17 protein-coding genes and 1 pseudogene are annotated in these 26,015 nt (G+C 59.3%); 7 read left to right on the plus strand and 11 right to left on the minus strand.

Going from position 1 to position 26,015, the window contains the following annotated elements; all coding sequences use genetic code 11:
- Positions 1-45 precede the first annotated feature (45 nt).
- The 3 genes from PPTH39_RS02575 (at position 46) to PPTH39_RS02585 (ending at position 2,935) form a co-directional block, all read left to right on the plus strand.
- Positions 46-483 carry a hypothetical protein gene (locus tag PPTH39_RS02575; protein ID WP_095000367.1) on the plus strand — a complete coding sequence of 146 codons (438 nt, stop codon included), beginning with the start codon at positions 46-48 and terminating at the stop codon, positions 481-483.
- Between the two features lie 378 nt (positions 484-861).
- Complete coding sequence (locus PPTH39_RS02580) at positions 862-1,920, plus strand: aromatic ring-hydroxylating oxygenase subunit alpha (RefSeq protein WP_130871540.1); 1,059 nt, start codon at positions 862-864, stop codon at positions 1,918-1,920.
- Between the two features lie 64 nt (positions 1,921-1,984).
- Positions 1,985-2,935 carry a PDR/VanB family oxidoreductase gene (locus PPTH39_RS02585; RefSeq protein ID WP_130871541.1) on the plus strand — a complete coding sequence of 317 codons (951 nt, stop codon included), beginning with the start codon at positions 1,985-1,987 and terminating at the stop codon, positions 2,933-2,935.
- Positions 2,936-2,938: 3 nt separating this feature from the next.
- Here the strand turns inward: PPTH39_RS02585 and PPTH39_RS02590 are convergent, their stop codons facing one another.
- The 8 genes and pseudogenes from PPTH39_RS02590 to PPTH39_RS02625 form a co-directional block, all read right to left on the minus strand.
- Positions 2,939-3,652 (minus strand): GntR family transcriptional regulator, encoded by a 714-nt coding sequence (locus PPTH39_RS02590; protein WP_095000370.1) that lies wholly within the window; start codon positions 3,650-3,652, stop codon positions 2,939-2,941.
- A gap of 236 nt (positions 3,653-3,888) precedes the next feature.
- Complete coding sequence (locus tag PPTH39_RS02595) at positions 3,889-5,115, minus strand: OprD family porin (RefSeq protein ID WP_130871542.1); 1,227 nt, start codon at positions 5,113-5,115, stop codon at positions 3,889-3,891.
- A 119-nt stretch (positions 5,116-5,234) separates the two neighbouring features.
- A pseudogene (locus tag PPTH39_RS02600) lies at positions 5,235-6,565 on the minus strand (MFS transporter).
- 443 nt (positions 6,566-7,008) lie between these two features.
- Complete coding sequence (locus tag PPTH39_RS02605; RefSeq protein WP_095020012.1) at positions 7,009-8,766, minus strand: acyl-CoA dehydrogenase; 1,758 nt, start codon at positions 8,764-8,766, stop codon at positions 7,009-7,011.
- 9 nt (positions 8,767-8,775) lie between these two features.
- On the minus strand, positions 8,776-10,017 hold the full coding sequence (locus PPTH39_RS02610; RefSeq protein ID WP_130871543.1) for a thiolase family protein: 1,242 nt from the start codon (positions 10,015-10,017) through the stop codon (positions 8,776-8,778).
- Positions 10,014-11,897 carry a feruloyl-CoA synthase gene (locus PPTH39_RS02615; RefSeq protein WP_095026478.1) on the minus strand — a complete coding sequence of 628 codons (1,884 nt, stop codon included), beginning with the start codon at positions 11,895-11,897 and terminating at the stop codon, positions 10,014-10,016. The genes PPTH39_RS02610 and PPTH39_RS02615 overlap by 4 nt, the downstream gene beginning before the upstream one ends.
- 97 nt (positions 11,898-11,994) lie before the next feature.
- The gene (locus PPTH39_RS02620; protein WP_130871544.1) at positions 11,995-13,443 is read right to left on the minus strand and encodes an aldehyde dehydrogenase; all 1,449 of its coding nucleotides are present in this window, start codon (positions 13,441-13,443) and stop codon (positions 11,995-11,997) included.
- 72 nt (positions 13,444-13,515) lie between these two features.
- Positions 13,516-14,346 carry a p-hydroxycinnamoyl CoA hydratase/lyase gene (locus PPTH39_RS02625; RefSeq protein WP_019822412.1) on the minus strand — a complete coding sequence of 277 codons (831 nt, stop codon included), beginning with the start codon at positions 14,344-14,346 and terminating at the stop codon, positions 13,516-13,518.
- A gap of 201 nt (positions 14,347-14,547) precedes the next feature.
- Here PPTH39_RS02625 and PPTH39_RS02630 point away from each other — a divergent pair, with 201 nt between their 5' ends.
- Complete coding sequence (locus tag PPTH39_RS02630) at positions 14,548-15,036, plus strand: MarR family winged helix-turn-helix transcriptional regulator (protein ID WP_095000376.1); 489 nt, start codon at positions 14,548-14,550, stop codon at positions 15,034-15,036.
- Between the two features lie 245 nt (positions 15,037-15,281).
- Here the strand turns inward: PPTH39_RS02630 and PPTH39_RS02635 are convergent, their stop codons facing one another.
- On the minus strand, positions 15,282-16,565 hold the full coding sequence (locus PPTH39_RS02635; RefSeq protein WP_095024733.1) for an OprD family porin: 1,284 nt from the start codon (positions 16,563-16,565) through the stop codon (positions 15,282-15,284).
- A 297-nt stretch (positions 16,566-16,862) separates the two neighbouring features.
- Between PPTH39_RS02635 and mhpT the strand changes: the two genes are divergently transcribed.
- Positions 16,863-18,077 (plus strand): 3-(3-hydroxy-phenyl)propionate transporter MhpT, encoded by a 1,215-nt coding sequence (mhpT, locus tag PPTH39_RS02640; protein WP_095000378.1) that lies wholly within the window; start codon positions 16,863-16,865, stop codon positions 18,075-18,077.
- A 235-nt stretch (positions 18,078-18,312) separates the two neighbouring features.
- On the opposite strand, the gene PPTH39_RS02645 is transcribed toward mhpT, so the two are convergent.
- A complete protein-coding gene (locus PPTH39_RS02645) occupies positions 18,313-19,497 on the minus strand; it encodes a sugar transporter (RefSeq protein WP_095000379.1) in 1,185 nt (394 codons plus the stop codon).
- A gap of 290 nt (positions 19,498-19,787) precedes the next feature.
- Between PPTH39_RS02645 and PPTH39_RS02650 the strand changes: the two genes are divergently transcribed.
- Positions 19,788-21,902 (plus strand): TonB-dependent siderophore receptor, encoded by a 2,115-nt coding sequence (locus tag PPTH39_RS02650; RefSeq protein ID WP_095018019.1) that lies wholly within the window; start codon positions 19,788-19,790, stop codon positions 21,900-21,902.
- Between the two features lie 157 nt (positions 21,903-22,059).
- Positions 22,060-23,295, plus strand: a complete 1,236-nt coding sequence (locus PPTH39_RS02655) for an alkaline phosphatase family protein (protein ID WP_130871545.1) — start codon at positions 22,060-22,062, stop codon at positions 23,293-23,295.
- 50 nt (positions 23,296-23,345) lie between these two features.
- Here the strand turns inward: PPTH39_RS02655 and pepN are convergent, their stop codons facing one another.
- Complete coding sequence (gene pepN / locus PPTH39_RS02660) at positions 23,346-26,003, minus strand: aminopeptidase N (protein ID WP_095018021.1); 2,658 nt, start codon at positions 26,001-26,003, stop codon at positions 23,346-23,348.
- Positions 26,004-26,015 lie beyond the last annotated feature (12 nt).

Genomic DNA, 26,015 nt, shown 5'->3' on the forward strand with positions numbered 1-26,015 from the left:
CCTGCCGATGTCCTGTAGGACAACGAGTCTAAAGGACGCATCGACATGGTTGGCAGCATCAATCCCCTGGCATCGAGCCTGAATATTCAGAGCACCCCCGCCGCCACGGCCAGCAAGGCCACGGACAGCACAGCCGTGAGTGATGCCGGCGCGACGGCCACCGAGCAGGTCAAGCCACGGGCGGCCCGAGACGCTAATGCGGCGCCTGCGGCTGACAGTGATGACGACAGTTCGGACACGGTCAAGCAGCTGAAAAAACAGATCGCACAGCTGCAAAAGCAGCTTCAGCAGCAGATGCAGGCCCTGCAAAGCATCCAGGCCAGCGACCAGAACGAAGCCAGTAAAGCCGCCGCCGTGGCCGGAGCCCAGGCCCAGGTGACTGCGACAGCAGCAGCGCTGCAGGCGGCGACGGCAGCCTTGCTGCAAGCATTGACGGCCCAGGGCAGTGGCAGTTCGGGGTCGATGGTCAGCACATCGGCCTGACAATCCCCCGTAGCTGCTGCCGAAGGGGTACGAACCAGCAGTGAAAAATATACCCTTTTACCTTTCCTGCACCTGTTGGACCTGGGCCTGTCCATGATCTACAACGGGGTGAAGCCCGATGAAGACAAACTTGAAGACAAGCCCTCACAACACTCCTTCTGAATTCTGGCGGTCACCCATATAGCGCCGCAGGCATCATGCACGCCATCAAAACCTTTAATGGATCCACTATCAGCAACCACCTTTGCATTTTGTGTTCGGTAATCGCCAAAAACCCTATTAAAACCCGATATTACTCCAGAGCAAAATTGACTTGAAAGATCCCTATACCGCCTAATGGATCCATAAGAGCAATAACACCTGATCTGGAGATTGGTCATGTACCCAAAAAACACCTGGTATGTCGCATGCACCCCCGATGAAATCACCGACAAGCCTTTAGGCCGGCAGATTTGCGGCGAGAAAATGGTTTTTTATCGCGGCCATGAAAACAAGGTCGCCGCTGTCGAGAACTTTTGTCCGCACCGCGGCGCCCCTCTGTCATTGGGCTATGTCGAAAACGGCAACCTGGTGTGCGGCTATCACGGCCTGGTCATGGGCTGCGACGGCAAAACCGTCGAGATGCCCGGACAACGGGTACGCGGTTTCCCGTGCAACAAAACCTATGCCGTAGTCGAACGCTACGGCTTTATCTGGGTATGGCCCGGTGATCAGGATCAAGCCGATCCTGCATTGATCCACCACCTGGAGTGGGCGGTGAGCGATGAATGGGCCTATGGCGGCGGCTTGTTTCATATCGGCTGCGACTATCGCCTGATGATCGACAACCTGATGGACCTGACCCACGAAACCTACGTACACGCCTCCAGCATTGGCCAGAAGGAAATCGACGAAGTCGCACCGAACACCACGGTTGAAGGCAACGAAGTCATCACGGCGCGGCACATGGAAAACATCATGGCTCCGCCGTTCTGGCGCATGGCATTGCGCGGCAATAATCTGGCTGACGATGTGCCGGTAGACCGCTGGCAGATATGCCGCTTTTCTGCACCCAGCCACGTCCTGATCGAAGTCGGGGTCGCTCACGCGGGCAAAGGCGGCTATCACGCAGCTCCCGAGTTCAAGGCATCGAGCATCGTGGTCGACTTCATCACCCCCGAAACAGACACCTCGATCTGGTACTTCTGGGGGATGGCACGCAACTTCAACCCGCAGGATCATGCGCTTACCGCGACCATCCGCGAGGGCCAGGGCAAAATCTTCAGCGAAGACCTGGAGATGCTCGAACAACAGCAACAAAACCTGCTGGACCACCCGCAACGCGCACTGCTCAAGCTCAATATCGACTCGGGTGGCGTGCAGTCACGCCGCGTCCTGGACCGCATCATCGCCAGCGAACGCACGCCCGAATCACAACTGATCGCCACTGCGCAGTAATTTCCGCACGGGGGCGAGCACACTTGGGCCAGCCCCCTCAATGGCAACGCTTTGAGGAAGCAGCATGATTGATGTGGTGGTGGTATCTCGCAACAACGAAGCGCAGGGCATTTGCACCTATGAATTGGCCAGCACCGATGGCAGCGCCCTGCCCGCTTTCAGTGCAGGCTCGCACATTGATGTGCACCTGCCCGGCGGACTGATTCGCCAATACTCCCTGTGTAACCATCCTGACGAACAGCATCGCTACCTGATCGGCGTGCTCAAGGATCCAGCCTCACGGGGCGGCTCGCAAAGCCTGCATGAACAGATCAATAGTGGCGATTGCCTGCGCATCAGTGAACCGCGCAACCTGTTTCCGCTGGCCCACGAAGCCCGGCGCAGTTTGCTGTTTGCAGGGGGCATAGGGATCACCCCGATTTTGTGCATGGCGGAGCGTCTGGCCCACAACGGCGCAGATTTCGAACTGCATTACTGCGCACGGTCCGGCGAGCGAGCGGCCTTTGTCGAACGCCTGCGCAACTCGTCTTTTGCTGACCGGGTGTTTATGCACTTCGACGAGCAGCCTGAGACCGCCATGAATGCAGCCCAGGTACTGGCCAACCCGCAGCCCGGCACCCATTTGTACGTGTGCGGCCCCGGTGGTTTCATGCAACATGTTCTCGACAGTGCGCGCGCCCAGGATTGGCAGGAGCACGCCCTGCACCGGGAGTACTTCGCCGCCGCCCCGATTGACAGCAGCAACGATGGCAGCTTTTCGGTCAAGGTGGGCAGCACCGGTCAGGTCTTCGATATACCGGCGGACAAAACCGTGGTCCAGGTCCTGGAAAGTCATGGCATCGATATACCCATGTCGTGCGAGCAAGGGGTGTGCGGCACGTGCCTGACTCGCGTGCTGGAAGGCGTTCCGGATCATCGCGACATGTACCTTACCGAAGATGAGCAAGCCTGCAACGATCAGTTCACTCCGTGCTGTTCGCGCTCGAAATCGCCCCTGCTGGTGCTGGATATCTAAGCGTCAATCGGAGCGGTGGATCACTTTCATCCGCTCATTGGCGGTGGCCGAACCGAAGATTTCGGCATAACGCAACGTCGCGTTGGCGTGCTCGCGCATGATGGCTTCGGCGCGAGCGCCCTGACGACTGACCAGCGCATCGAACACCGAATGATGCTGCATATGGGCATAGTTGAAGCGACGGTATTCACGGACCATGTCTTTGCGATCAACCGCCAGCGCCGTCACTGATGCAAACGGCAAATGATCATTGCGTGCCAGGGCATCGGCTATGGCCGGGTTGTGACTGCCCTCAACGATAACCTGATGAAAACGCATATTGAGGTCGTGATAGATCTCAAGATCGTCCTCGGTGACGAAGCCTTTATCGAACAGCTCATCCCCCTGCAGCAGGCACAACTCCAGGGCGGCCCGCGCATCTCCCGACAGCCCGCGCTCAGCCGTCAAACGTGCCGCCAGACCTTCAAGCACCCCGCGTACCTCCACCGCACCGGCGATATCATTGGCACTGACCGAACGCACCTGAAAACCGCGCCCGCCGAAACGCACCAGCAAGCCTTCCTGCTCAAGCGTGCGAAAGGCCATGCGTACCGGCATGCGGGAGACGCCGAACAACTCGGCAGTGGGAATTTCCATGAGGCGTTCGCCAGCGGCAAGCTCGCCTGAGGCAATCATCTTGCGCAGTGCAATCAGCACCAATTGACCGGGTTTGCTCATCCAGGCAGCATCCAGAAAACATGAGCGGCCATAGTAACGCATGAGCAGCTATAGAGATTGAGCGGCGCACAAATCGGCCCTGGCGAGCACGCCATCGCAGGCAAGCCCGCTCCCACAGGCAGTGCGCCGCTCTCAAAACCTACTGCCTGGCACACCTCATTGTGGGAGCGGGCTTGCTCGCGAGGGCATCGACGCAATTCGGCAGACATTCCGAGCTGCCTGCATCGCAGCCCCCCCTACATCGACAACGGATAACTCACGATCACACGGGTCTGGTCGAAGTCGCTGTTGAAGCTGCGACGGTTGGTGGCGTTGTTGACGCGCAAGCTGAGGTTCTTCAGCGTGCCGCTCTGGACTGTATAGCCAACCTCGGTATCGCGCTCCCACTCCTTGCCGTTAGCCCCCTGTTTGGTGGTGGCGTTGTCGCCATGACCATAGCGAACCATCGCCAGCAACCCGGGCACCCCGAGCGCGGCAAAGTTGTAGTCGTAACGCGCTTGCCAGGAGCGCTCGTCGGCATTGCTGAAGTTGCCGTTGAACATGTCGTTGCCTAGCGTGCGCCCGCTACTGCCGTACACCGACATCCAGCCGCTATCCCCGCTGCCCCTCTGCAACCCCAGGTACAACGTGTGTCCGCCCGTAGCCGCCGAGAACAATCCGTACGCTGTGCGACTGCTGACCCGACCGATACGCGCGCTGCCATCGTCCTTATCAATGAAGTACCCCAGATTGGCGCCCAGCACCCAGTCACCCACCGGCTGTTTGTGCAGCAGATTGAAATAGCTCTGCTGATAAATATCCGCCAACTGCGAATGCCACGCCCCCACCTGGGTACGCTGTTCATTGAAACGGTACTCAGCCCCCGCGTAGTTGAATCGGTCCGAGGTCACACCCGGCGCAGCCCACGCCGCGAGATCCTGCATGTCCGAAGAATTGCGCAAACTCACGGCCCGGTATTGCCCTGCCTGCAGCCCCAGGCCTTCAATCTCCCTGGACACCAGCATGGCGCCACGGAAGGTCTGCGGCAGCAGTCGCCCATCGTCGTAACGCAACACCGGAACATCCGGCAGCAGTTCGCCAACCTTCATTTCCGTTTGCGAAAAACGCGCCTTGGCCGCCAGCCCTGCCCGGCCAAAGTTATCGGCCGCGCGACCATCGCTGTTCACCGGCAGCAGTTCTGAACCCCTGGCCACGCGACTGCTGTCGAGCTTGATCCCAAGCATGGCAATCCCTTCCAGGCCAAAACCCACAGGCCCTGGGGTGTAACCGGAGCTGAATTTCAGGATAAAGCCCTGCGCCCATTCATCCACCTTGCTTTTGCCTGCGCTATGGTCACGAAAATCTCGATTGAAGTAGTAGTTGCGCAACATCAAATCTGCTTTCGCACCGTCAAAAAAACCTTCACCCTCGGCCATTGCCGAGGCACAAACAGACAACGACAGCACACCTGTAAGCATCTTCATTATTATTGTTCTCCGAATTTTGGGCGCAGCCGCTCCCCGCAGCGGACACAGCCCGCCCAGACAGATAGATAGACATGGGAATGCGCCCGGCCAGGCCGGGCTTTGATCAGAAGGTTGAATCAGGCCTGCGCCAGCGCCGGTTGGGCCTGCGAAGTAGACGGCTTGAGCAGCAGCAAGCAACCGGCCGCGATCACGAAGACGATTGCAAACACGCCATACAGGTGCAGGGGCTGCCAGCCGGCATCCAGCAGAAAACCGGCCACAATGGGCGACAGGATAGCGCCGATACGACCAATGCCGATCCCCCAGCCCACCCCCGTCGCTCGTACGGATGCGTCATACACTACTGGCGACAATGCATAGAGCCCGGCAACGCAGCCGTTGGAAAACAGCCCGATCAGCAACCCAAGCCCCAACGCGGCCATGACCGAAGACCCCGAGCCGACAAACAGCACCAGCAAGCCCGCGGTAATCAGCATGAACAGCGACAATACCCGGGTCAGCGGCCAGCGCGATGACAAGCCGCCGATCAGCGCCGCGCCAAAGATCCCCCCAACGCTCAACAGCACGCCACCGGTAATGCCCTGTTGCGCCGAAAGCCCGGCCGAGACCAGCAGTTTTGGCGTCCAGCTCATCACAAAGTAAAAGCCGAACATTACCAGGAAGAACAACAGCCAGATCAGCAGCGTAGTGCGGCGCAAGGCAGGCGCCAGAAGTTTGCTCAGGCCGGTACTGTGACCCGCCGGATTCACCACTGCAGCAGGCATCTGGCTCAAGACTGGCTGCCCCAGGCGCCGGGCCAGGCTATTGATACGCTGCAAGGCCGTGGCCGGGCGGCGCGCAAGCAAAAAGTCCAGCGACTCGGGCAGCCACAACAGCACCAGCGGGATCACCGCAAAGGTCACAACCCCGCCGAAAACAAACACCGAACGCCAGCCCCAATGGGTCAACAACCAGACTGCCAGCACCCCCCCAGCGTTGCGCCCAGGGCATAGCCGGTGGATTGCAGACTCACTGCCAGGCCACGCCAGCGCTTGCTGGCATACTCGCTGGCAATCACGTTGCTGCTGGCCAGAATCCCGCCAATCCCCAGCCCCGTAAGCCCGCGCAGAAACGCCAACTGCACCGGTGTCTGGCTCAATGCCGAAAGCAGCATGCCCGTGCCGCTGACCGCCAGGCACAACAGGATCAATGGGCGTCGACCAATGCGATCCGCCCAGGGGGCGAGAAACAGTGAACCCGCCGCCATGCCAAACAACCCGGCACTGAGCAACATGCCGATCTGCGCTCCACTCAGGCCCCACTCGGCCGACACCGAAGCCGCCGTGAACGCCATCACCAGCACATCAAAGCCATCGATCATGTTCAAAACAATGCAGATCCCGATGGCGAGCCATTGAAATCGCACCATCGGACCGTTATCAACGCGAGCTTTCAGATTGATATCCATCATTGCACCTGCCTGTCGCAAGCAACCCGGGCAAGGCAAGCGCAAAACACGGCAGTACGCGCAGACATAAAGCGGACAGAACTGTGACAGTTCTGTGCTCTGGATAAGCCTTTCATGACGAGACCCTTTTTTGTAATTTTTATGGGCGACGGTCAGGAAGAAATCCAGCCAACGCCAGGGCGCTAGTCAACCCGTTAATGGATCCACAGGCAATATGAGGGTTTGTCAGAATCTCAATAATTCGGTCCATCAGATACAGAAACCAACACATATAAATTGTTTTTATCTTTTGAATTCAATGTGTTAGCGAATCAGGACCAGCTAAACTTTAGGGTGCGATTATCGACCAATCTCGTGGCCAGAAATCTTCTCTGGCCAGAAACCCATTATTACTCACTCTAAAAACCGCTTATTGGATCCACTGAGGCCATGCGTTCCGGGTATCACTCGACAAACGCCAGCCTCGCCATTGCGCCACGGATGGAGGCAATGCGGTAGTCGGCTTCTGGCAATACATAAGCAAAAAAGAACTGCGCAGTCTGTAGTTTACTGGCCCGTACCGGGTCGCTGTCGGGCAGCAAACGGGACACACGCGCCCCTCGTACCCAGGCAAACCCCAGCAGGGCCACCCCGCACAACCGCAGAAAGTCCCCGGCAACCCGATAGGGATACTCGACGTCCTCGCCAGCGCGCTCACGAACTGCAGCCACCACCGCTTCAAGCTTGTCGCACAGTCGCTCCAGCTCAGCGGCAAAACCGGCACACTCCGAGGCGTCCAGGGCCAGCGCGGACTCCTGGCGCATCACCGCCAGCAACGCGGCAAACGCCCGACCGTCATCGCCCAGCACTTTGCGCAACAGCAAGTCATTGGCCTGGATCTCGTTGCTGCCCTCATAAATCATCGCAATACGGCTGTCGCGCAGGGTTTGCTCGATAGCGAATTCGCTGACATAGCCGTAGCCGCCGAACACCTGCAAAGCGTTGCTGGCCTGGCGAAACCCCTGATCCGTGAAAAACGCCTTGATCACTGGCGTCAGCATTTCTGCCAGCTGCAGGGCGTGCTGACGGTCAGCCTGGCTCCCTAGGTGCTCTGCCTCATCGAGCAGATGCGCCACCCAATAGCCCACGGCCCGCATGCCCTCGGTACAGGCGCGCAACTCCAGCAAGGTACGACGCATGGCCGGGTGAAAATGGATCGGGTCGGCGGCGTCAGCACTGATCCCGGCAGGCCGAACCGGCGCACGCATCTGCTTGCGCTCCAGGGCATAGTCGCGAGCGTTCTGCCACGCCGCTTCGGCGTGCCCCAACCCCTGCAGCCCCACATGCAGCCGCGCCGAGTTCATCATCACGAACATCGCCGCCAAGCCTCGGTTGGCCTCACCAATCAGCCAGCCTTGTGCCTGCTCGAACACCAGCGAACAGGTCGCGCTGCCCTTGATCCCCATCTTGTGTTCGATACCGTCGCAACGCACGCTGTTGACCTGATGGTGGTCCAGCAGCTTGGGCACCAGAAACAGCGAAATGCCCCGACTGCCAGCAGGCGCACCGGGCAATCGTGCCAGCACCAGATGCAGGATATTTGCGCTCAGGTCATGATCGCCACCAGAGATAAACAGCTTGCTGCCGCTTACCCGATAACTGCCGTCGTCTTGCGGTTCGGCACGACAGCGCAGCAGGCCGACGTCGCTGCCTGCCTGCGGTTCGGTCAGGCACATGGTGGGCAAGACTTCACCGCTGACAATCTGCGGCAAATAACGCGCCTTGATCCACTGCGGGGCATGGGCCTTGAGGCACAGATAGGCACCGTGGGCGATGCCGGTGTACATGGCCCAGCCATGGTTGCTGGCATAGAGCATCTCCTGCAGCGCCGCGTCGAGTAGCTGTGGCAAGCCCTGACCGCCGTAGGCCTCATCGCAGGCCAGGGCTGACCACCCGCCTTCGGTGTAGGCAACATACGCCTCGACAAAGCCAGCTGGCGTTGTCACCCGGCCCGCTTCGAAGCTGCACCCCTGGCGGTCGCCACTGCTGTTGATCGGCGCAAGCACCTGGGAGCTGAACCGCCCGGCTTCTTCAAGCACCTGGCGGGCCAGCGCCAGATCGAGATCCTGGAATCGCTCTGTTTGTGCCCAGGCCTGCGGGGCCTCGAGCCAGTGTTCAATGACAAATTGCATGTCGCGCAGCGGTGCCTGGTATTGCCACATGGGAAAACCTCAAATCTTGGAAAAATGCGGATTCTCGATCAGTACCGCCATGCCCTGCCCACCCCCGACACACGCAGCGGCAATGCCATAACGCAGATTCTGCTCGCGCAGCTGCCGCGCCAGGGTCAGCACCAGGCGCAGGCCGGTGGCAGCCAGGGGATGCCCCAGAGCAATGGAGCCGCCACGGCAGTTGAGTTTTTGCCGGTCCAGTTCCAGTGCCTGTGCCACTGCCAGAATCTGTGCGCCCTGCGCCTCGTTGATTTCAAACAGATCAATCGCGTCCAGCGCCAAACCGCTGCGCTTGAGCAGCAACTGGATCGCAGGTACCGGGCCGATACCCATCCGTTGTGGCGCAACACCGACCACCGCCGTCGCCAGCAAATTTGCCAGGCCCGGCTGCCCCGCCGATGCACGGGCGACCAGCGCGGCAGCGGCGCCATCCACCACTGCGCAACTGTTACCCGCCGTTTGCACACCATCAGGGTGAATGGCTCCCAGCCTGGCAAGGACCACGGCGTCGGTGGCACGCGGATGACTGTCGAGGCTGACAGACTCACATCGACGCGGCAGGCTGATACCACGCGGCTGACAGCCCTCCAGTTCAAACACTTCATTGCGCAGGGTGACGATTTCATCCCCCAGCCAGCCGCTGGCCTGGGCGCGAAGTGCCTGCTGGTGACTATTGAGGGCATAGCCGTCCACTGCCTCACGGCTCAGGCCATAATCCTTGGCCAGGTTTTCCGCCGTGGCGATCATGTCCACGCCGGGAGCCGGGTCGTACAGCGCTTCCCAGAGAAAATCCTTGAACTCGACCGGCGCCCCCAGGCGGAATCCACCACGATGGGTGTAGGCGGCAATCGGGTTGCGGGACATGGACTCGGTGCCCACACACAGCGCCAGTTCCATGCCGTCATGCAACTGCCCGGCAGCCTGGCGCAACAGTTCAAACCCTGTGGCGCAAATACGCTGCACCGCCAGGGCAGGCACCTGTTGTGCCACACCGCTGTAGAGGCCGATATGACGCGGCAACATGTACGCATCAAAACTGGCCTGAGCCATTGAACCCGCCAGTACCGAGTCCACTGCCTGCCCGCCCAGCCCGGCACGGGCCAGCACTTCACGGGCGACCTTGATTCCCATATCAATCGGTGAAACCTGGGCCAATGCCCCACCCAGGTCGACCCATGGTGTACGAACCGCCTCAAGAATGGCGACATCGGTGAATGCCGAGTACTGCCCTCCAGGGCTCACGACGGCTTGCCTGCACGCAGGATCGAAGGCGCCTGCCCGCGATAAAGTGCTTCCACATGCGCCGCTCGCCATTGCAGCACTGCACGCTGATTGATCGAACCCTTGTCGGTGATTTCACCGCGATCGATCGACGCGGCCTCATCCTGCAGCGCGATCCATTCCAGGCGACTGGCATTGCCACTGGCCTGGAGATTGAGCCGCTGCAACCAGTCAGCAAACCACTGGCGTACCGGTTCACTGGCCAACACCTGCGCATCGCTGGCGTCCGCAGGCAAGCCCGACAACTGTCGGCACTCGTACAGACGGGCAAATACCAACGCACCAAGACACTCGCGATCCGGCGCTGCGATCACCAGATCCTGAACATAGGGCGAACCCTCGAGCACGGCCCGGTTTCGCAGCGGCCCCACGCTGACAAATACCCCGGAGGACAATTTGAAGTCCTCGGCCAGTCGTCCATCGAACATCAACCCCCATTGCGGGTTGCAAGGATCGGCCAGCTTGATGGCATCACCTGAGCGGTAAAAGCCTTCATCGTCAAACGCCTCGGCACTCTGCTCGGGGGCGCGCCAGTAACCGGGCATGATGTGCGGGCCGCGAAAGCGCCCCTCCAGCTTGCCGTCCACCGGCACCAGCCGGACCTCACAGCCCGGCGCCGGCAGACCGATATAACCGGCCATCGACAACGGCCCGGTGGTGAAGGTGCATGAAGGCGAAGCCTCGGTCATGCCCAGCCCGGCCATCATGCGGATGCGCTCGCCACAGTGTTGCTCGGCAACCCGGTCGAGCCGGTCCCAGATACTTTGCGAAAGGCCCGCTGCGGCGAAAAAGAACAGTTTGATGCGGGCAAAAAATCGTGCCCGCAAGTCGCTGTCAGTTTCCAGCGCAGTGACCAGCTCTTCCCAGCCCTTAGGCACGGTGAGGTAGGCAGTCGGCGAGATTTCCTTGAGATTGCGCAGGGTTTCGGCAAAGCCCTGAGCCGTTGGTTTACCGCCATCCAGGTACAGCGTACCGCCGTTGTACAGAACGATACCGAGGTTATGACTGCCGCCAAACGTATGGTTCCAGGGCAGCCAGTCCACCAGCACCGGGGGCTCTTCGGCAAATACCGGAAAGGTCTGCAACAGCATTTGCTGATTGGCACAGAGCATGCGTTGGGTGGTAATCACCGCTTTGGGCAGTTTGGTAGAGCCTGAAGTGAAGAGGAATTTGGCGATGGTGTCCGGGCCTGACGCCATGAACGCAGCCTGGGCCTCGGCGCCGCCCGCCTGCTCCAGCAAGCTGGCAAAGCTCACCTGGGGCCGCCCCGCCATCTCGCCACGTACCGCTACCAATGGCGTCCCTGCGGGCAATACTGCGTGCACGGCACGTTGATAGACCGCCGCATCACTGACAAAGATCAGGCCTGGCTGCAACAGGTCGCAGACATGGCGCAACTTGGCAAAATCCTGGGACAGCAACGAATAGGCAGGTGAAACCGGGCAGTAAGGAATACCGGCGTACATCGCCCCCAACGCCATCTGCAAATGCTCAATATCGTTGCCTGACAGGATTGCCAGCGGACGCTCTGCCCCCAGACCATACACCAGCAGGCTTTGCGCAATGGCGCGAACGTCCTCCAGCATTTGGGCATAGCTGATGCGACGCCACTCGCCATCACTGTCCCGTGCAGCGATAAAGGTGTGCTCGGGCCGGACCTGCGCCCAGTGCACCAGGCGATCAAGCAAGCGTTCGGGCATCGGCTCCAGGGTTTCCAGGGAGCGCATGTGCAAGATGCCGCCGACCTCAAGCACTTCGACCGCCGGGTGACCGATGGCCACCTCGCGATAACGTGCCGGGGACGTAGGGGACTTGGCCGGGGATTTGAATTCGATACTCACGTCATGCTCCTCCAACAAGGCATGCGCGGCCCGTCCGACACTTAAGCGGCATGGCGCAGGCATGACTCCTTATTATTGTTATGCCTTGTGCAGACAATCAGATCGGGTAGTGGCGCGGCCCGTTCTGCAAGGTGATCCAGCGCAACTGGGTGAATTGCTCGATCGACGCCTTGCCGCCAAAACTGCCGTAACCGCTGGACTTGACCCCACCAAAGGGCATTTGCGCTTCATCGTGGACCGTAGGGCCGTTGATATGGCAAATGCCCGATTCGACCCGCTGGGCCAGTGCCAGGGCACGCCCGGTGTCCCGACTGAAAATCGCCGCCGACAAACCGAACTCCGAATCGTTGGCCAGACTCAGCAAGGCCTCATCGCCGTCCCCGCGCAGTAGCACGGCAACCGGGCCAAAAGACTCTTCGCGGTACAGGCGCATACTCGGGGTCACACCATCGAGCAACGTTGGTTGCATGATGCTGTCTTCGACCTGACCACCCACCACCAGCCGCGCGCCTTTACCGACCGCATCGTCGATCAGCGCCTTGATCCGCACACCGGCGCTGGCGTCCACCAGCGAACCGAGTACCGAGTCGTCCGCCTGGGGATGACCGGCGCGCAAGGTGGCAATCTTGGCTGCCAGCTTGTCGATAAAGGCATCCGCCACCTTGCTGTCCACGATCAGCCTCTCGGTGGACATGCAGATCTGGCCCTGATTGAAGTAAGCGCCAAAGGCTGCGGCGTCGACTGCGGCGTCAAGGTCAGCGTCATCCAGTACCAGAAACGGCGCCTTGCCCCCCAGCTCAAGAAGGGCCGGCTTGAGGTGACGGGCTGCCAGCTCGGCAACAATGCGCCCCACGTGGGTTGAGCCGGTAAAGTTGACCCGACGCACCGCCGGATTGGCGATCAGTCGCTCTACAATCGCGGGCGCATCTACCGGAGCATTGCTGATCACGTTGACCACGCCATCGCCCAGTCCCGCGTCCTGCAATACCTGGCCAATCAGCCGGTGAACTGCCGGGCTCAGCTCGGAAGCCTTGAGCACCACGGTGTTGCCGCACGCCAGCGGCATGGCCAGAGCACGGGTTGCCAGAATCACCGGGGCATTCCAGGGCGCGATGCCCAGGATGACGCCACAGGGTTGGCGCAAGGCCATCGCAAAACTGCCGGGCACATCGGAGGGGATTACTTCGCCGTTGATCTGGGTGGTCATGGAGGCGGCCTCACGAAGCATGCCGGCCGCCAGCTTGACGTTGAACCCGTACCAGTTGGCCATAGCCCCGGTTTCACCCGCTGCCTCGATAAACTCGCTCGCCCGTGCCTGCATCAACTCGGCAGCAGCGAGCAACCGGGTACGCCGTTCATTGGGCGCCAACGCGGCCCACACGGGAAAAGCAGCCTGAGCCGCGGCAACTGCGGCATCGGCATCTTCCAGGGTGGCGGCGGCCACGCGTGACACCACCTCACCCGTCACCGGGTTGCAGCGTTCGAACGTTCGACCATCACGGGCCGGGCACGACTTTCCGCCAATGAGCAGGGGCACGTCCAACATGGTGATTCCTCTTTATTGTCGTTATCGGGAATTCATTTACAGGGTGCGCCCGGCGCACCCTGAACAGCGAGATTAGCGCTTGTAGGCTTGCAGGCCTGGCTTGATGCTCTTGTCATCGAGGAACTGCTTCATGCCCTGCTCACGCCCGCCTTCGGTATCCAGCAGTCGCGACTGGTCGAGCTTGGCGTACAGATAATCTTCGTTCTGCTCCCAGGTCAGTTCGCGGCAACGCTTGAAGCCATGCTTGGCCGCACGCAGTACAACCGGGTTTTTCTCCAGCAGATTGCGCGCCAGCTCAATGGTGACTTCACGCAACTGCGCCAGCGGTACGCTCTCATTGACCAGGCCCATCTCGGCGGCTTTACGCCCGTCGAAGGTCTTGCCGGTCATGATGTAGTACAGCGACTGGCGATGGCCTACGGTGTCTGCCATAGCCTTGCTGACCAGGTTGCCCGGTGGAATGCCCCAGTTGATTTCCGACAGGCCGAACGTTGCCTCGTCAGCGCAGATGGCCAGGTCGCACGCCACCAGCGGGCTGAAACCACCACCAAAGCACCAGCCATTGACCATGGCAATCGTTGGCTTGGCGTACATGCGCAGCAACTTCCATTGCCACTGCGACGCTTCACGGCGGATTTTCTCCTGAAGAATCTCGGGACCGGCGTCCACTTCGCGAAAGTACTCCTTCAAGTCCATGCCCGCCGTCCAGGCATCGCCCGCGCCGGTCAACACCAAAACACCCGCCTGCGGGTCCTGCTCGAGGGTTTCCAGCACGTCGATCATTTCACGGTTCAGGGTCGGGCTCATGGCATTGCGTTTTTCCGGACGATTGAGTATCACCCAGGCGATGCTGTCTTCGATTTCGACTTTGACGGTTTTCCAGCGGCCTTCGTATTGGCTCATAGCGATTGCTCTCTTGTTGTTCGCTTGAAGATGAGTGAAAACTAACCGGCATAATTAGTTATGTCAATTAACCATTAATTAAATTAACCAATTTTTTTTGCGGCAAACGCTCGTAAAATAACGCAGCGATGGCTATCAACCAGCAACCGCGGCAAACTAGATACGTTTATTAACTTCATTCGAGCAAGGACCCCTCTATTTATGGCCAAGCCAGCCACCCCTGTCGTCGCCCAAGAGGCCATGCCTGAAAGCCCGGACGTACAGGCTCCTCTGGACACCGCGCTGGACGAACTGATCGGCTATGCCATGCGCCGCGCCCAGCTCAAGCTTTTCCAGAACCTGATCAGCCGGCTGTCGACCCACGACCTGCGTCCGGCGCAGTTTTCGGCAATGGCGATCATTGACCAGCATCCCGGGCTGATGCAGGCGGACCTGGCCCGGGCGCTGGCGATTGAGCCCCCGCAAGTGGTGCCATTGTTGAACAAGCTGGAGAGTCGGGCGTTGGCGGTACGGGTTCGTTGCAAACCCGACAAACGCTCCTACGGCATATTCCTGAGCAAGACCGGCGAAGCCCTGCTCAAAGAGCTTAAGGCTATTGCTGCGCAAAGCGACATCGACGCGACCTCGGCGCTGGATAGCGCCGAGCGTGAAGAACTGCTGCGCCTGCTGAAAAAGGTGTATCAGGAATAGCCCAGCGCTGTAGCTACCAAATCCGCAACATGCGCAGTGCCTGATCAATAGTGAAAGCTGATTTCACGACTGCTGCGCAGCCGAACGCAGCCTCGCACGGCTCGGCAGCTGCTACGATTTTCACAACTCATGCCACTGCGTAGCAGTTGACGAGTAGAACGAGGCTACGTTCGAGCGTGAAGCGGTCGCAAAACCGCAACACGCGCAGGGCCTCGCACGGCTCTCCAGCAAATAGACAATTGGCCCTACCAGATCGGCAAGGTATAGATGGCCAGGAAGCGGGTCTGGTTTTCGTCGCGAAAGGCCGCACCTGCCGGGAAGTCATTGCGGTAAATAGACTTCCTCGCCAAAAGGCCCAGGTTTTTCAGCGGCCCGCTCTGTATCACGTACCCCAGCTCCATCTGAAACTCGCGCTCCTTGCGATCATCCGCATTCAAGGACACCAGTTCGATATTGTCACCGCGCACATAACGCAACCGCCCTTTCAATCCCACTACCCCCACCGCCGTGAAGTCGTAGTCGTAAATGGCCTGCCAGGTGCGCTCCTTGGCATTGAGAAAATCCGAACTCATGGTCATTTCGCTCATGCCCATCAACTCTGTACCCGAGATGTAAGGCGTCGCCGTATCACCGCTGGAATGCATGTAGCCCACACTTAAACGATGCCCTCCCAGCCGATACCCCAACAGCGCCGATGCGTTGATGTTGTCGACCTTGCCTGCTTTGGCACTGCCCGCCTCGTCACTGAAAAAACTGCGCAGGTCGGTGGTCAGCACGCCATCACCCAGGGGCAGATCGTGCAGCAATGCCAGGGTGCTTTGCTTGTACAAATCCGCCACCTCGACATGGTAGGCGCGCACGCTCAGGTTCTTGTTGACCTGATAATCACCACCGCCGTAAGCCAGGTGCGAGGTTTCAGCCGAGCCCTTGAATCGGCCATTGGGCGACGCGATAGTCATGGCCTGGTAGTTGGTGGAGTCACGTTTGTTGATCGCGTCGATATATCCGGTGTTGAAGTTCAGGCCGTCAATTTCTTTGGAGCTGACGGTGGTCCCGCGAAAGGTCTGGGGCAACAGCCGCGACGGGCTGGCAAAGGCAAACGGCAGAAAAATCGACACATCACCGGTCCTGAGCGTGGTCTGGCTATAACGCAGCTTGCCGGTGAAGGCCAGTCGCGAGTACTCATCCGCAGCCTGTTTGTCACTATCGACCGGCAGCAGTTCGGTGCCGCTGCGGTCAGGCGAAGAGTCCAGCTTGACCCCCAGCAGACCACGCACATCCAGCCCGAAACCGACCGTGCCCTCGGTAAAGCCCGACTCCATGTTGGCAATGAAGCCTTGGGCCCATTCCCGCGCTGCGGTCTTGGCGCCATCGTCCTTGTAATCACGGTCCATGTAGTAGTTGCGCAAGGTCAGGGTGGCGTGACTGTCTTCGATAAATCCCTGGGCCCAAACAGGGGTACTGAGCAGGCACAGGGCAATGCACGAAAGCGGGAACAAGCGCAGGGCGCCTTGGTTGAGCGTATGCATATTGAATGTCCATTTATTGTTGTTTTTGACAGAACCAGAACGCTCTCATGGCGTTTCCTGGGCCAGAGAATGGAAACAAGTCAAAGCAACGTCAATCTTAAATGATCGATAATCGAACATTATGTTTCTTATCTATTTTTGATAATTACAGGCACGCACTGGCTAAAAGCCTGTTTTAAACACGTTTAAGCTGATTTTTTAGCAAATACCTTCGCAGCTTCTTTTTTTAGTTATCTTTGTTAATCTTTATTTGGCTCGCTGAAAGCCCCCCTACAAAAACAATAACGAGGTTCGTCCATGAACACTCCACAGCATCGTTCGACGCTGACAATCGCTTTGTGCTTTATCGTTGCGCTTATCGAAGGGTTTGACCTGCAAGCCGCGGGCACTGCCGCCGCCGGCCTGCGTCAAACCTTTGACCTGGACCCGAAAATGATGGGCTGGGTGTTCAGTGTCGGGATCATCGGCCTGCTGCCCGGTGCATTCTTCGGCGGCTGGATTGCCGATCGAGTCGGCCGTAAAAAGATCCTCATCGGCGCGGTCATCCTGTTTGGCGTCTTCTCCCTGCTGACCGCCTATGTAGACAGCTACTACCACTTGCTGCTGGTGCGATTCATGACCGGCCTTGGTCTGGGAGCTGCCTTGCCCAACCTGATCGCCCTATGTGCTGAAGCGGTAGACGAACGCCGTCGTGGCACAGCGATCAGCATCATGTATTGCGGCGTGCCACTGGGTGGCGCAATGGCAGCCGTAGTGGCGATGTTCTCCCATGACCACTGGCAAACCACCTTTATCATCGGCGGGCTAGCCCCGTTGCTTGTCGTGCCGCTGATGATCATCCTGCTGCCCGAGTCCCGGGTTTTCCGCCAGGACGCCAGCCAGGCTTTGCGCGTGTCTACGGGTCAGGCACTGTTTGGTGAAGGTCGTGGCCGTTCGACCCTGGCGTTGTGGCTCAGTTACTTCTTTACCCTGACCGTGATGTACATGTTGCTGAACTGGCTGCCCACACTGCTGCTGGCCCAGGGTTTCACCAAGCCGCAAGCGGGCATGGTGCAAATGCTGTTCAACATAGGCGGTGCTTTGGGCTCCTTGCTCGGTGGCCTGCTGCTGGACCGCTGCAACCCGATCAAGGTGGTTCTGGGCGTCTATGCCGGGCTACTCGCATCACTGGCCGGGATCGGCTTTTCGGTAGGGATTGTGCCCGTGGCCACTGCAGGCTTTGCCGTGGGCCTGTTTGTAATGGCGGCGCAGTTGGTGCTCTATGCAATGGCTCCGCCGCTGTATCCGACAGCCGTACGGGCAACCGGCGTCGGCGCTGCAGTCGCTATCGGGCGCCTGGGTTCGGTTGCAGGTCCCTTGGCAGCAGGTCAGATCCTCGCCGCCGGGGCCGGAACGACCGGGGTGCTGCTGGCGACTTCACCGGGACTGGTCATTGCGGCATTGGCGGTCATCACGGTGATTACCCGTGCCAATCAAAGTGCAAGCCTGAAACCGGGACTTTGTGGCCGCTGACAAGTAACTCCAGGCTGCACTCTATGGCCTGGAGCATCTCGACAGCGTGTTTGTTCAGGTTCTGCCGATCTCAGGATTCAAAGGTTTGAATCCTGAGATCAGGGGTTGTCTCTTCTGCCTCGCCACCTACTCCATGTTGTAGTCGTTGACGAGTGGAACGAGGCTGCGATCGGGAGGGTGCTGATCATCGTGTAAACCTGCCGGGGCTCTAGCCTTGCGCCAAAGCCCCGGTATGTCAGGCCTGTGCGGCGCTGCGGTTTAGCCGGTACATGGTCCAGGCGTAGAACACCAACGCCAGCCCCGCCAGCGAACCACCTGCCAGCCCGATCCAGGCAAAACCGAAATGGCTGCCCACCGAACTGCCCAGCAATGCCCCGCCGCCAATGCCGATATTGTAGATACCGGAAAACATCGCCATCGCCACATCCGTCGCGTCCGGCGCCAGGGTCAGTACTTTGGACTGCATCGCCAGGCCAAAGCCCATGATCGCCATCCCCCAAATGATGCTCAACACCCCCAGGGATTCAATCCAGTTGCTGGCCGGCAACAGCAACAGCAGGCTCAGCGCGATCAGGCCCACAGCGGTCAGCAGGAAGCCCAGCGGGCTGTATTTGTGGAACCAGCTAAAACACAGCGAACCGAAAATCCCCGCACCGCCGAAGAGCAGCAGGATCAGGGTCACGGTAGCGCCGCTCATACCCGCCACGTTCTGCACAAAGGGTTCGATATAGCTGTACGCGGTAAATTGCGCCGTGATCACCACCGCCGTCAACAGATACACAGCCACCAGTGCAGGGCGCTTGAACAGCACCGGCAAGCTTCTGAGCGAGCCGGAATTCTGGCTTGGCAGCAACGGCAAAGTGCGCGCCAACCACAGCACCAGCAACACCGCCAGCGCTGCGATCACCAGAAAAGTGGTACGCCAGCCCATGGCCTCGCCCAGCAAACGGCCCAGGGGCACCCCCATCACCATCGCCAGCGAAGTACCGGTGGCCAGCAACCCCAGCGCTTGCACCTGCTTGCCCTCAGGCGCCAGACGCACCGCCAGAGAGGCTGTTATCGACCAGAACAGCGCATGGGACAGCGCCACGCCGATCCGGCTAAGCAACAAAATGCCGAAGCTGGTCGCCAGACTCGACAGTACATGACTGGCGATAAACAACCCGAACAGCACCAGCAGTAACTTGCGCCGCTCAACGTTGCGCGTCACCAGCATGATCGGCAAGGAAGCCAGCGAAACCACCCAGGCATAGATGGTGAGCATCAGCCCGACCCTGGCCGTGGCCATGTCAAAACTTGCGCCAATCGCACTCAGCAGCCCCACCGGCACAAACTCGGTGGTATTGAACACAAAAGCGGCCAGCGCCAGCGCGATTACAGGCTGCCAGTTGGCTTTAGAGGTAGAGGTGGGGTTGCTCATTTAATGAATGCACTACTCGCTATCGATGATGAACCGGCTCCGACGCTTCAAGCCGGAACCACACAGGCTGACAGTTTATAGCCTTCACGCAGAGCCGTTGGCGAGATTTTGCAGATACTCGGCAGGCGGCGTTTGGTCGAGGCGCCGAGGTGCCCGATAAAAAGACCGCAGCAAGGATTTTGCAACAATGCGTAAAGAATAGTTAAGAGCATTGATTATCATTTGCACAAATGTAAAACTTTGTAACTAATTCTCGTTTACGCAGTTCCAGCCCGGAGTATCCGCAGATCATGCGCTCACTGTTCAGCCTTCCGACGTCCGCCCTTACACTTGTCGCACTGGGCATGCTCAATTCGGCATCAGCCGACGAATACACCTTGAACCTGCCTTCCACCAGCGTCACCGGCACCGCCGACAGTGAAGATGCACCACCGGGCTATCAAGCCAAACCCGCCGCCACTACGACGCGATTGAACCTCACCGCCGGGCAAACACCCCAGGGCATCACCAGCATCAAGCGCGAGCAACTTGACGACTTCAAGCTCAACAGTATTCGCGATGTGCTGGACAGTACCCCCGGAGTCAACGTGCAAAAGGTCGAGACCGACCGGACTTACTTCACTGCCCGCGGTTTCGACATCACCAACTTCCAGTACGACGGCATGGGCATGGGGCTCACCGGCGGCGTGCTGGTGGGTGATATCGACACCGCACCCTACGAGCAGGTTGATGTCTTGCACGGCGCCAACGGCCTGATGACCGGCACTGGCAACCCGTCGGCCACGGTTAACTTTATCCGCAAACGCCCCACCTATGAGCCTGAGGCCAAGGTCAGCGTCAGCGCCGGCTCCTGGGACAAGCGCCGGGTCGATCTCGACGTCTCCGGGCCGCTGACCGATTCGGGCAATGTGCGCGGGCGAGTGATCTATGCCAACGAAGTGGGCAACTCTTATCTGGATCGTTATTCCCGGGAAAAGAACATCTTCAGTGGCATGCTCGCCTTCGACCTGAGTGACGACGACACGCTGACCGTCGGTTATGAAGACCAGAAAAGCAATGCCAACGGTGCCAGCTGGGGCTCCCTGCCGCTGACCGACAGCAGCGGCAACGCCCTGCACTACAGCAGCACCAGTGCCAACATTGCCCAGCCCTGGGTGTACTGGGATGTACGCACCAGTCGCGCCTTCGCCGAGTGGCAGCACCACTTCGCCAATGACTGGAAGTCCACGCTGACCGTAACCGCCATGGAGCATCGCGAAGACACCGACATGTTCTACATCTATGCCAACAGCGCCTCTAGCACCGGCTATACCGGGCTGGCCTCCAACTACAAAGGCAAGACCCGCGAGCTGGATGGCGACCTCTCGTTCAGCGGGCCTTTCAGCCTGGGCGGCCGCGAGCACCAGTTGACCTTCGGCGCCAACGTGGCCCGTTCCCGTACCCAGGAAACCTCGCTGTACGGCACCTCCTCGTACTACACCCCGGTGTCGCTGGAAGATGCCCTCAACGGCGTCATCCCCAAGCCTGCTTACAACATGGCCAATGCCGACGCGACCTCCAATTACACCGACCGCCAGAAGAGTCTCTACGCCGGTACACGGTTGAGCCTTACCGACGACCTGCACCTGATCGTCGGTGCGCGCATGCTCAGTGCCGACAGCGACGGTGAAAACTACGGTTCGGGGCGGGACGTGAGCATTCATGGCAAAGTCACCCCGTACGCTGGCGTAGTCTATGACCTGACGCCGCAGTACTCGCTGTATGCCAGCTACACCAAGATTTTCAACCCGCAGTACTACCTCAATACCCAGGGCCAGGTGCTCGACCCGCTGGAAGGCAAGAGCTACGAGGCCGGGATCAAGGGGCATCTGCTGGACAAGAAACTGGACGTTTCGGCAGCGGTATTTCATACCAAGCAGGATAACGTTGCCACCTACTCAGGTTTCAACCCTTCCCTGGGCGGTTACCTGTATGACGGCATGTCGTATAAGAGCAGCGGTGTAGAACTGGAAGCTTCGGGCGAACTGGCGCCGGGCCTGCAAATCAGCGGGGGCTATACCTACGTCTATATCACCGATGCCGACAACAACCGCGGGCGCAAGTTTATACCGCGCAATGCCCTGACCACCTCCATGGCCTACAAGCTGCCGATGGCACCGCAGGTAAAAGTGGGCGGCAGCCTCAAGTGGCAAAGCAAGGTCGAGAACGACGACACCCCGGCAGCAAACCAGGCTGCCTATATGCTGGTGGGCCTGATGGCCAGCTATGATATCGACCCGCACTGGAGCACCCAGCTCAACCTCGACAACCTGACCAACGAGAAATACCTGCAAAGCGTACGTTACGGGCAAAGCAACTACGGCTCCCCGCGCAACGTCACGGCATCGGTGAGCTGGAAGTTCTGATGAAGTGCCGGGCCAGTTCCCCTGGCCCGACATGAACTGCGTATGAACGTGCGGGGTACTGAAATATCCTGCATTTAAAGCTGGCAATAACGTAATGTCAGTGACATACAGCCCTTACATATTCGTCTCGTGTTCAACTCACTGAGTGAGATCTGCCATGAGCCATACCCATATTGCTTTATCTATCGCTACCGGCCTGGGTTTGACATTCACCGTCATGTTGTCCCATGCCGCGCCCCCTGATACCTCCGACGCCCAAAACTACAAAAGCCACAAGGCCTTGTTGATTGGTGTCGACGGCATGCAATACGAAAAACTTCAGCAAGCCATTCAAAATAATATGGCCCCCCATATTGCCGGCCTGAACCCCGCCAAAAGTTACATCGGAGGGATTGACGGAACTGCGACAGAGCAAACTACCGGTAGCGGCCCGGGCTGGACGACAATACTGACCGGCACCTGGGTAGACCGACATAAAGTCCCCTCCAACAACAACGCATGGCGCAACAAAGCGCCCAGCCTGTTCAAGCAACTCAAGCAGGCGGATCCTGAACGCAAGACGAGCAGCATTGTCAGCTGGAATACCATCAACAACAACTTCGCCGATGATATTGCCCAAGGCTTTATCGACCTTGCCATCAAATGCTCCGACGTCGATCAATGCGTCGCCGACAAGGCCAGCTATGAGCTTGAATATGGTCGCTCGGACCTGGTTTTCGCGCACTTCGACGAGCCTGATAATGTCGGCCATAGATACGGTTTTTCAACCCGCTATCAGACCGCAATCCAGGGCGTCGACGACAAGGTCGGCCAGTTACTGTCGGCACTCAAGCGCCGTAAACAAAGCAACCCCGATGAAGACTGGCTAGTACTGGTGACAACTGATCATGGCCGGCGCCTGCCCGATGGGCGTAATCATGGCGCCCAAACCCTGAGCGAGAAAACCACGTTTATCGCACTCAACAAACCCGCCAACGAGCAACTTACCCGCCCCATCACCAATCCGGACAATCCGGGCCACGACAACCTCTACGGCTTTGCCAGCCAGGCGGATATTACTCCGACCCTGCTGGCCCATTTTGGCATCGAGCCCGTACCTGCCCGGCATGCCATGGACGGTCTGCCCCTGACCGGGCCTCTGGGTGCAAGGCTATTCACTGCCCGGTTAGCGCCTGATGCGGCACAGGTGAATCTGACCTGGAATGGCGATGGCAGCGCAGACAAGCCCGTGCACATTTATCGCAATGGCAAGCAAATCGCCTCTGTCGACTACTCCCGGCGTGGTTATATCGACAACGACATCAAGGAACTCAAAGGGCCAGTCAATTACACGGCAGTGATTGATAAAGTGCCTGTGTCACGCTTGATCACTCTGGGCGACAAAAAACCATAAAAAAAAGCGCTGCCCGATCACTCGGACAGCGCCTTTTTTACGTCCAGGCGTTACGCCAGACTTTTGCTGACCACTTCAAACACATCGCTGGACAGTTCGCCCGAGCTGCGGATGCGCTCAAGCTCTGCCTTCATCAGCGCCTGTCGCGCAGCGTCGTACTTGCGCCAGCGGGTCAGCGGCGCCAGTTGCCGAGAGGCAATCTGCGGGTTGAAACCATTCAGTTCGATCACCAGGTCCGCCAGGAAACGATAGCCCGAACCGTCCGCAGCATGGAAGTTGATCAGGTTTTGCCCGGCAAAGGCACCCACCAGGGCCCGCACTTTGTTCGGGTTCTTGATGGTGAACGCCGGATGTTGCATCAGCTCGCGCACGCGCTGCAAACCGCCGGGCAAGGTGCTGCCCGCCTGCACGCTGAACCATTGATCCATGACCAGCGGGTTGTCCTTGAATTGCTCGGCAAAACTGGCCAACGCCGCAGCTTTTTCCGCCTCGTAGGGCGAGTTGACCAGCACGGCCAGCGCCGTCAGGCGTTCGGTCATGTTGTCGCTGTGCTCGAACTGCTCCAGCGCCGCCGCCAACACTTGCGGCTTGCCGCTGAGCATCAGGTAGGACAGCGCGATATTTTGCAGTGCGCGACGGGCAAAGTGCTCGGCTTCAGCCACATAAGGCGTGGCTTTGGACACTTCGCGGTTGGCCTGGTAACGCGTCCACAGGGCGTCGAACAGGCTGTCTGCCAGTTGCTTGCGAGCGAACTCGCGGGCAACGTGGATGGCTTCGACATCGGCCACATCACTGATTTCGGTCAGATAGGCTTCGCCCGGCAGCGAGAGCATCTCTGCCACCATTGCCTGATCCAGTTGCTCATTGCCCAGCACCGTGCGCAACGCCTCGACCAGACGCTGATCCATGACCAGTGCTTCACCGCGCTGATGCTGCGCAATCAACTCTTGCAGCACCTGTACCGCCAGTTGCTGACCAGCATCCCAACGGTTGAACCCGTCGCTGTCGTGCTGCATCAGGAACATCAACTGGTCACGGCTGTAATCGAAGCTCAGCTTCACCGGTGCCGAGAACCCGCGCAACAGGGACGGCAGCGGTTTTTCGTTGATGCCGACAAAGGTGAAGGTCTGTTCGGCTTCAGTCACTGACAGCACGCGGCTGGTGCCCGAGGCCGCAGCTTCGCCCGCCAGTTGCAGGGCAATTTCACTACCCCCGGCGTCCAGCAGGCCCAGTTCGACCGGAATAACGAACGGCAGTTTTTCGATCTTGTCCGGAGTTGCCGGGCAGCTTTGCGCAAAAGTCAGGCTATAGGTGTGTTGTTGCGCATCGTAGTGCTCGCTGACGGCCAGCCGCGGTGTACCTGCCTGGCTGTACCAGCGCTTGAACTGGCTCAGGTCGGCGCCATTGGCATCTTCCATGGCCTTGATAAAGTCGTCGCAGGTCACCGCCTGGCCATCATGACGCTCGAAGTACAGGTCACTGCCTTTGCGAAAACCCTCGGCGCCCAGCAGGGTGTGGATCATGCGCACCACCTCAGAACCCTTCTCGTAAACGGTCAGGGTGTAGAAGTTGGAGATCTCGATAAAGCTCTCCGGGCGCACGGCATGGGCCATGGGGCCGGCGTCTTCGGCGAACTGGTGAGTGCGCAGGTAGGCCACGTCCTGGATGCGCTTGACGGTGCGCGAATTCATGTCGGCCGAGAACTCGGAATCACGGAACACCGTGAAGCCTTCCTTGAGCGACAGCTGGAACCAGTCGCGACAGGTCACGCGGTTACCCGACCAGTTGTGGAAGTACTCGTGGGCAACGATGGCTTCGACCCGCTGGTGCGCGGCATCGGTGGCGGTTTCGGCGCGGGCCAGTACGGCGCTGGAGTTGAAGATATTGAGACCCTTGTTCTCCATGGCGCCCATATTGAAGTCGTTGACGGCCACGATCATAAAGATGTCCAGGTCGTATTCACGACCGTAGGTCTCTTCGTCCCAGCGCATGGATTTTTTCAGGCTGGTCATGGCGTGCTGGCATTTGTCGATGTTTTCCGGCTCGACATAAATGCGCAGCGCCACGCTGCGCTCGCTCATGGTGGTGAACGTGTCTTCGACGCACCACAGGTCACCGGCCACCAGTGCAAACAGGTACGCCGGTTTCATGAACGGGTCTTCCCAGGTTGCCCAGTGCCGGCCGTCTTCGTCGGGGCCGCTGGCGATCGGGTTGCCGTTGGACAGCAGAATCGGGTAACTGTGCTGCTCGGCCACCACGGTGGTGGTGAACTTGCTCATCACGTCCGGGCGGTCGAGGTAATAGGTAATCTTGCGAAAGCCTTCGGCCTCGCACTGGGTGCAGAACATCCCGCCGGACTTGTACAGGCCTTCCAGCGCGGTGTTGGATTCGGGGTGGATGCGCACGCTGGTATCGACCACGAACTGTTCGCTGGTCGGGTGCAGGATCAGGTGGCTGTCGCTGAGCTGATAATCCTCGGCGGTCAATTCGATATCGTCGAGGCTGACCGACAGCAGCTCCAGCTGCTGGCCATCCAGCGCCAGAGCCGGCAGGCCGGCGCCACGGGCCGGGTTGCGGCGCATCAGCAGTTGCGCATGAACCAGGGTGTGATCCTCGAACAACTCGAAGGTCAGGTGCGTCTCGTCGATCAGGTAATCGGGCGCCTGGTAGTCCTTCAGGTAGATCATTTGCGGTTGTTCGGTGCGCATGCTGGAGTCCTT

The organism is Pseudomonas bubulae, assembly GCF_900618535.1.
Taxonomy (GTDB): domain Bacteria; phylum Pseudomonadota; class Gammaproteobacteria; order Pseudomonadales; family Pseudomonadaceae; genus Aquipseudomonas; species Aquipseudomonas bubulae.